This window comes from Shigella sp. SIG6, from assembly GCF_053555815.1.
This window is the reverse complement of the sequence record NZ_JBQZXC010000152.1, coordinates 1-7,349: the sequence shown is the minus strand read 5'-3', so window position 1 is coordinate 7,349 and position 7,349 is coordinate 1. Positions and strand designations below refer to the sequence as shown.

Annotated in this window: 6 protein-coding genes; 2 read left to right on the top strand and 4 right to left on the bottom strand. The window is 48.9% G+C overall.

All coding sequences use genetic code 11. The features are described from left to right. Nucleotides 1-377: 377 nt before the first annotated feature. Nucleotides 378-1,316: a transcriptional regulator LrhA gene (gene lrhA / locus ACUU1M_RS17605; RefSeq protein ID WP_000622286.1), complete on the bottom strand. Its 939-nt coding sequence runs from the start codon at nucleotides 1,314-1,316 to the stop codon at nucleotides 378-380. A 944-nt stretch (nucleotides 1,317-2,260) separates the two neighbouring features. Here lrhA and alaA point away from each other — a divergent pair. Both alaA and yfbR read left to right on the top strand, forming a co-directional pair. After that, a complete protein-coding gene (gene alaA / locus ACUU1M_RS17600; protein ID WP_000074527.1) occupies nucleotides 2,261-3,478 on the top strand; it encodes an alanine transaminase AlaA in 1,218 nt (405 codons plus the stop codon). Nucleotides 3,479-3,561: 83 nt separating this feature from the next. After that, entirely contained in the window at nucleotides 3,562-4,161 is a 600-nt protein-coding gene (yfbR, locus tag ACUU1M_RS17595; RefSeq protein WP_000813860.1) for a 5'-deoxynucleotidase, read from the top strand. A gap of 58 nt (nucleotides 4,162-4,219) precedes the next feature. On the opposite strand, the gene ACUU1M_RS17590 is transcribed toward yfbR, so the two are convergent. The 3 genes from ACUU1M_RS17590 to ACUU1M_RS17580 all read right to left on the bottom strand — a co-directional run bounded on the left by ACUU1M_RS17590 (nucleotide 4,220) and on the right by ACUU1M_RS17580 (nucleotide 7,294). Then, nucleotides 4,220-6,052 carry an SLC13 family permease gene (locus ACUU1M_RS17590; RefSeq protein ID WP_001012899.1) on the bottom strand — a complete coding sequence of 611 codons (1,833 nt, stop codon included), beginning with the start codon at nucleotides 6,050-6,052 and terminating at the stop codon, nucleotides 4,220-4,222. 86 nt (nucleotides 6,053-6,138) lie between these two features. After that, nucleotides 6,139-6,789 (bottom strand): hexitol phosphatase HxpA, encoded by a 651-nt coding sequence (hxpA, locus tag ACUU1M_RS17585; RefSeq protein ID WP_001203398.1) that lies wholly within the window; start codon nucleotides 6,787-6,789, stop codon nucleotides 6,139-6,141. A 10-nt stretch (nucleotides 6,790-6,799) separates the two neighbouring features. Beyond that, nucleotides 6,800-7,294, bottom strand: a complete 495-nt coding sequence (locus ACUU1M_RS17580) for a YfbU family protein (protein WP_000426124.1) — start codon at nucleotides 7,292-7,294, stop codon at nucleotides 6,800-6,802. Nucleotides 7,295-7,349 lie beyond the last annotated feature (55 nt).

The following is a 7,349-nucleotide window of genomic DNA, read 5'->3' as shown; positions in this document are numbered from 1 at the left end:
GGATTCTTACACAGCCACTGGATCGGTCAACTGATCCTTAACTGATCGGCATTAGTCTATTTTGACAGGAATTTGTGTCGATTCCTCCCCCCAAAAGAGAGTATTTTCTTGATCTGTGACACGCTTTTGTTATTCAATAACAAAAACGCAACAACAAATTTACGTATTTTTTAACATCATTGTAGCAGGTGATTTTTTTCAGGCGATTATTTGTGCGTTCGGGACGTGAATCTCTGGTGATTGAAAAATAAACAGTTTTGTACGTTCTGCACTATGCGAGGAAGGATTTTTACTAAAAAAAAGCCGCTGGGGTTTAAAACACCCCCAGCGGCTCGTTTTTTACACTATTGTCTCAGGAATTATCTATCGTCCGTCGATTACTCGATATCCCTTTCAATCAACAATGAATCATCCCCTTCCGGAGCAGACATTGGGCTGTATTGCCACGGATTATGGTAGCTCTCCATCGCCTGATAGATCACCTGGGCCAGCTCATTATTACTGGACGGGTCATAGCACAGCAAATATTCGGTATCAGGTAGCGGCGGTAAGCCATCTACTCCACTCAGCACACGCAGGTCCGGGCTCATCATCTCAACCGGCCTTGCCGTCACGCCAAGACCGGCTTTCACTGCCGCACGAACGGCCGGAAGCGTCGAGGCGACATAAGCCAGTCGCCATGGAATATCTGCTTTATTAAGCGTCGCCAGCACCATATCGCGAAACGGACTTGGATCATCCAGCAATACAAGAGGGATCGGCTCGCCTTTTTGCAATACGTATTCCGCTGCGCAGTACCAGTGTGTTGGCGAGGTACGCAGGTTCAATGCCTTAAACGCTGAAGGACGATGGGTGGTTACCATCAAATCCACTTCCTGGGATTCCAGCATTTCTGCCATATAGGCATTACGTTTAACGCGGACATCCAGCGCTAATTTCGGATAAACCGAACTCACGCGATTTAACAGGAAAGGTAAGATCGTATCGGCAGATTCATCTGAAGCACCGATAGTTAACACGCCCTGAAGATTACTGAACATTAATGATGAGCAGGCCTCATCATTAAAACGCAGGATTTTCCTGGCGTAACCAAGAAGTTGAATGCCATGTTCAGTTAACAGTTTGTTGCGACCGTGACGAGCGAACAGTTCTTTCCCAACGAGTTGTTCCAGACGCTGCATTTGCTGACTTACGGCGGACTGAGTACGACACACAGCGGCAGCTGCGGCAGCAAAAGTGTTCAGATCGGCAACAGCAACAAATGTTCTCAGCAGATCGAGGTCGAGGTTAATTATCGGACGATTTGCACTTATCATATATTATCACTTACTGGCGGCTCATACTGAGCTGGTTAATGCTGTGCACACACAAACAAGCAATTCCATTTGTAATGTGCCTCCCTGGCAGTTTCATCCGGAACCCGGACGAAAGTAAAAATGCATATGAGTTGCACTAAAAAAGCGACTCACATTGTTCCGTTATAATGCCTGAAGTAGATCACAGAATATATCTTCAGGGATCGCATATCTATTAAGTTACTCACTCTTTTCTATTTATGACATGCGCGTGTTTGTATAAATGTAAATGTGAGTCCTTGTTCCACTCTCGTGCAGCATCGCTGGTCATACGCGAACACGTACAAACAGCAATGGTGAAGCGGCATCAAGAGCAGGGATCCGTCATTTATGCGAGCATTTTACCCCAAAAACCTTTTATTTATAAGGGTCATTGCGAATTATCTGATGCAAAGTTATGTTATGTTATGTTATGTTATGTTATGTTATGTTATGCAAAGTAATCTTCTATTATTAATAAGCACATCAAAACCTTTTTGAATATTAAATAATAATTAATTAGCATCATCCTCATTCATTAATTCCGCTTAACAATAGTTTCACACCTTACCCCCATTGCGACACCTCGGAAATCATCACGCTATTAAACTCTCCGTAATGCGGAAATATCATCATCGCGTTTCATTAGTGAATTCTTAAATGAGGCATTTTCACACAATTATCTTACAGATAAAAAAACCAGACTTGCAATTAAGAATTAGAAAAATTCACTATATAACATTGCATGTAAAGCATATACACCTCATTATTTTGTCATTATTAAGTTATTAACAGCACAATCGAGCCTTCCCCTCTGGCAAAATCTTATTCTGCAGACCTTCAAAACACCGTCCTGGGGGAGTACATTGTTCTAAGCTGACTTCCACGGCAGGGAGTGGCGATAACAGCAAAAAAGGTCAAGATTCATGTCCCCCATTGAAAAATCCAGCAAATTAGAGAATGTCTGTTATGACATCCGTGGTCCGGTGCTGAAAGAAGCAAAACGCCTGGAAGAAGAAGGTAACAAGGTACTGAAACTGAACATCGGCAACCCAGCCCCATTCGGTTTTGACGCGCCAGATGAAATCCTCGTTGACGTGATACGCAACCTGCCTACCGCTCAAGGGTATTGCGATTCCAAAGGGCTTTACTCCGCGCGTAAAGCCATCATGCAGCACTACCAGGCTCGTGGCATGCGTGATGTTACCGTGGAAGATATTTACATCGGCAATGGTGTATCGGAGCTTATCGTTCAGGCAATGCAGGCATTGCTGAACAGCGGGGACGAAATGTTGGTTCCTGCACCAGATTACCCACTCTGGACCGCGGCGGTTTCGCTTTCCAGCGGTAAAGCGGTGCATTATCTTTGCGATGAATCCTCTGACTGGTTCCCGGACCTCGATGATATTCGCGCTAAAATTACGCCTCGTACGCGTGGGATTGTTATTATCAACCCAAATAACCCAACCGGCGCGGTATATTCCAAAGAGCTTTTAATGGAGATTGTGGAGATTGCACGTCAGCATAATCTCATTATCTTCGCCGATGAAATTTATGACAAAATTCTCTACGACGATGCTGAGCATCACTCAATTGCGCCGCTGGCACCTGACCTGCTGACCATTACCTTTAACGGACTGTCGAAAACGTACCGCGTTGCAGGCTTCCGTCAGGGGTGGATGGTGTTGAACGGGCCGAAAAAACACGCCAAAGGCTACATCGAAGGTCTGGAAATGCTGGCTTCAATGCGCCTGTGTGCTAACGTTCCTGCGCAACACGCCATTCAGACCGCGCTGGGTGGTTATCAGAGCATCAGTGAATTTATTACCCCTGGCGGTCGTCTTTATGAGCAGCGTAACCGCGCGTGGGAACTGATCAACGATATTCCGGGCGTTTCCTGCGTGAAACCTCGTGGTGCGCTGTATATGTTCCCGAAAATCGACGCCAAACGCTTTAACATTCATGACGATCAGAAAATGGTGCTGGATTTCCTGTTGCAGGAAAAAGTTCTGTTGGTGCAAGGGACGGCATTCAACTGGCCGTGGCCGGATCACTTCCGCATTGTCACGCTACCGCGTGTCGATGATATCGAGCTGTCTTTGAGCAAGTTCGCGCGTTTCCTTTCTGGTTATCATCAGCTGTAATCTTAATTTCACTGCCGGAGATTGCATCCGGCAGTGTTATCCCGCCACAATGACCTGATGATGTCATCATACGTAAGGTCACTATGAAACAGAGCCATTTTTTTGCCCATCTCTCCCGCCTGAAACTCATTAACCGCTGGCCGCTAATGCGCAACGTGCGGACGGAAAATGTGTCCGAACACAGTTTGCAGGTAGCGATGGTCGCCCATGCGCTGGCAGCTATCAAAAATCGGAAATTTGGCGGTAATGTCAACGCCGAACGTATCGCTTTACTGGCGATGTACCACGATGCCTCAGAAGTGCTCACCGGCGATCTCCCTACTCCGGTGAAATACTTCAATTCGCAAATCGCTCAGGAGTACAAGGCTATTGAAAAAATCGCTCAGCAGAAACTGGTCGATATGGTTCCGGAAGAACTGCGGGATATCTTTGCGCCGTTAATTGACGAGCATGCATATAGCGATGAAGAAAAATCGCTGGTGAAACAGGCAGATGCACTGTGTGCATATCTGAAATGTCTGGAAGAACTCGCGGCCGGAAATAATGAATTCTTGCTGGCAAAAACGCGACTGGAAGCGACGCTTGAAGCGCGTCGCAGCCAGGAGATGGACTACTTCATGGAAGTATTTGTTCCCAGCTTCCATCTTTCGCTCGATGAGATTAGCCAGGATTCACCGCTGTAAGCAGCCGGAGTCTGCGTCGCATCAGGCAATAAGCGCCGGATGCGACATCAGGCTCTTGTCAAAACGGAAACAGCATCGGGATCATCACCACACAAACCGCCATCACGATAATGGTGAACGGTACCCCCAACTTCACAAAGTCACTGAAGCTGTAATTTCCCGGACCTAAAACCAGGGTGTTAACAGGTGAAGACACCGGTGTCATAAAGGCGGCGGATGCTGCCATCGCCACGACCATCGCAAATGGATAAGGCGACACTCCCATCGTTTTGGCAGCAGCCAGCGCAATCGGAGCCATCAACACCGCCGTCGCGGTATTAGAGATAAACAGCCCAATAACCGCCGACAAGACAAACAAACACCCCAGCATCATATGTGGCCCATAACCGCCGCCAATATCCATCAGCCCTTTCACCGCCAGCGCGACACCTCCCGTTTTCTGTAATGCCACAGCAAACGGCATCATCCCAACGATCAAAATAATGCTCGGCCAGTGAATGGATTTATAGGCGCTTTCAGCATCTATACAGCGGAATTTCCCCATCAGCAGGCAGGCGATGATAGCGGCAACAGGATTAGGAATTTCATCTGTCAGCATTAACGCCACCATTAGCACCAGACAGAAAATGGCATGGGGTGCCTGGCTGTGCGCGGGCGATGCTTCACTCACCTCTTCCGGTAAGTTCAGCGCTACGAAGTCGCGGCCCTGTTTGGCCAGCATACCGATCAGTTTCCAGTTACCCACAACCAGGATGATATCGCCCAGCAGCAGAGGCTCATCCGCCAGCGAACCTTCCAGCGCCACGCCATTGCGCTTGAGCCCCACCACATTCAGTCCGTAGCGGGTACGAAAACCAATTTCGCGCACCGATTTACCAATCAGTTCTGACTCAGGAATTAATGAAATCTCTGCCATGCCCACATCAAGGGCCTGGTCAGAAAAATACTCGCCGCGCAGTACCATCGGCTCCAGCAATTGCTCACTACAAAATTGCCGGAGATCGACATCAGCCGCAGACATATCAATAAGCAAAACGTCACGCGCGCGAAATTCAGAAACCCCATTAACGTTCACGATAACGCGACGAAAACGCCGCCAGCGTTCAACACCGATGACGTTAGCGCCATAACGCTCACGTAATTTGAGATCATCCAGCCGTTGACCTATCATTGGCGATCCGGGGCGAATAGCCAGACGTCGCGCACGCCCGGTCAGTCGATATTCACGGATAAGATCGCGAAAGGTTCGACGCGTCCAGCCTTCGCGCTGCGGGGTCTGGGTATCCCCTTTCAGCATGAAACGCATCACTAACATATACAAAATACCCAGCACCAGCACGACCAGGCCAATAGGTGTTACGCTAAAGAAACTGAAGCCGTGATAGCCTTCACGCAGCAATTCACTGTTGACTACCAGGTTCGGCGGCGTCGCCACCAGCGTCATCATGCCGCTAATCAGCCCGGCAAAACTTAACGGCATCATCAGACGTGACGGCGAAGTTTGCATACGCATGGCAACGCTTAACACCACGGGAATAAAGATAGCGACAACGCCGGTTGAACTCATAAACGCGCCAAGCCCCGCGACGGTCAGCATCAACAAAACCAACATTTTGATTTCACTGTTGCCCGCCACTTTGACCAGCCATGTTCCCATTACGGTGGCAACACCGGTACGGACCAAACCATCGCCAATAATAAACAAGGCGGCAATCAGGACAACGTTAGGATCAGAAAAGCCGGAAAATACTTCGGGGACCGTCAGCGTTCCGCTTAATGCAAACGCGACAATAACAAACAAAGCGACCGCATCCATACGCACTCTGCCCGTCGCAAACAAGACGATGGCAACGGCCAGTAATGAAAGAACCCAAATCAATTCACCGTTCACAACTTATCCTTGTTAATTGAGGGGGATGACTTGATTCTGCCATAAAAAAGCCCCGACGAGACGGGGCTAAATCATGATCAGGTGTTTCACTGAATAATAGCATCGCCATTTGGCTGTTTGGTCACAGTAATTTGCTCCAGACTGTGGAGGACCAAATCGACCTCATTCAGGCGCGGGGTATCTGCCGGAGCGTTAACCGCAATGACATGGCAACCCGCCGCCAGGCCAGAAAGCACGCCAGCGGGAGCATCTTCCACCACCACACACTCCTGCGGCGCAAGCCCCAGCAGCTGCGCACCTAACAGATACGCATCAGGTTCTGGTTTTCCGCGCTTCACTCGCTCAGCGGTTACAAACACCTCTGGTGCGGGAAGCCCCGCTATTTTATGGCGCGCTCGCGCTACCGGCATGGAGCCAGAAGTCACAATGGCCCACGGAATACCTGCTTTATTCAAATGATTGAGTAAGGCGATTGCCCCAGGAAGCGCGGTAATACCTTCGGTTTCCGTGGCCTCGATTTGCTCCAGACGCGTAAACTCGGCGGCAATATCAGCCTCGGATTTGCCCGCCATAAAATGGCGCAAAGAGGTGATCGCCTGTTTACCGTGAATGAAAGCCAGCACCTCTTCCGGCGCTAACCCATGACGTCTGGCCCAGTTGCTCCACGCCCGTTCTACCGCAGGCAGGGAATCCACCAGCGTTCCATCAAGATCAAACAGAAAACCTTTGCACCGCACGCGGGCCTCCTCAGGCGTTGATAATTTGATTAATTTCGTTGGCGCTCAAATGGTACTGACGCGGGCAGGCATGCCACACATTAAGCATGCGCTGATATTTTTCCCACATTGGCGTCTGGGCGTTAAAACCATGAGTCCCAGCGTCAAAATGGGTATAGCGCCCTTCCACATTAACCATAAAGCGGACATAACCGAGGTAACGTGCTTCAGTGGCGGCGTCAAAGCCGAGGAAGGTGACACGACGTTCATCGATGGATTGCTGGTCCTGCAAATTAGACCAGGAAACATGCAACGCATGATACATCTCCATAATGTCGATGATAGTGCGGCAGGTTTCTTCTTTCAGCTCGCCAAACTCGCGATCCAATTCACGCATCTGTAATCCGTAACCACGCTCAATAATTGTTTGCAGGCGACGGTAACGTTCAGCATTTGCCGGATCGAGCATAGTCATCATCTTGTACTGATTAGACAAAATAAGACGTTGCGCGTTGGTCATTTCCATTGTTGACTCCTGTATCACTCTACTACGGTGAAAAAAAAGAAGGCTGAGTATGCCT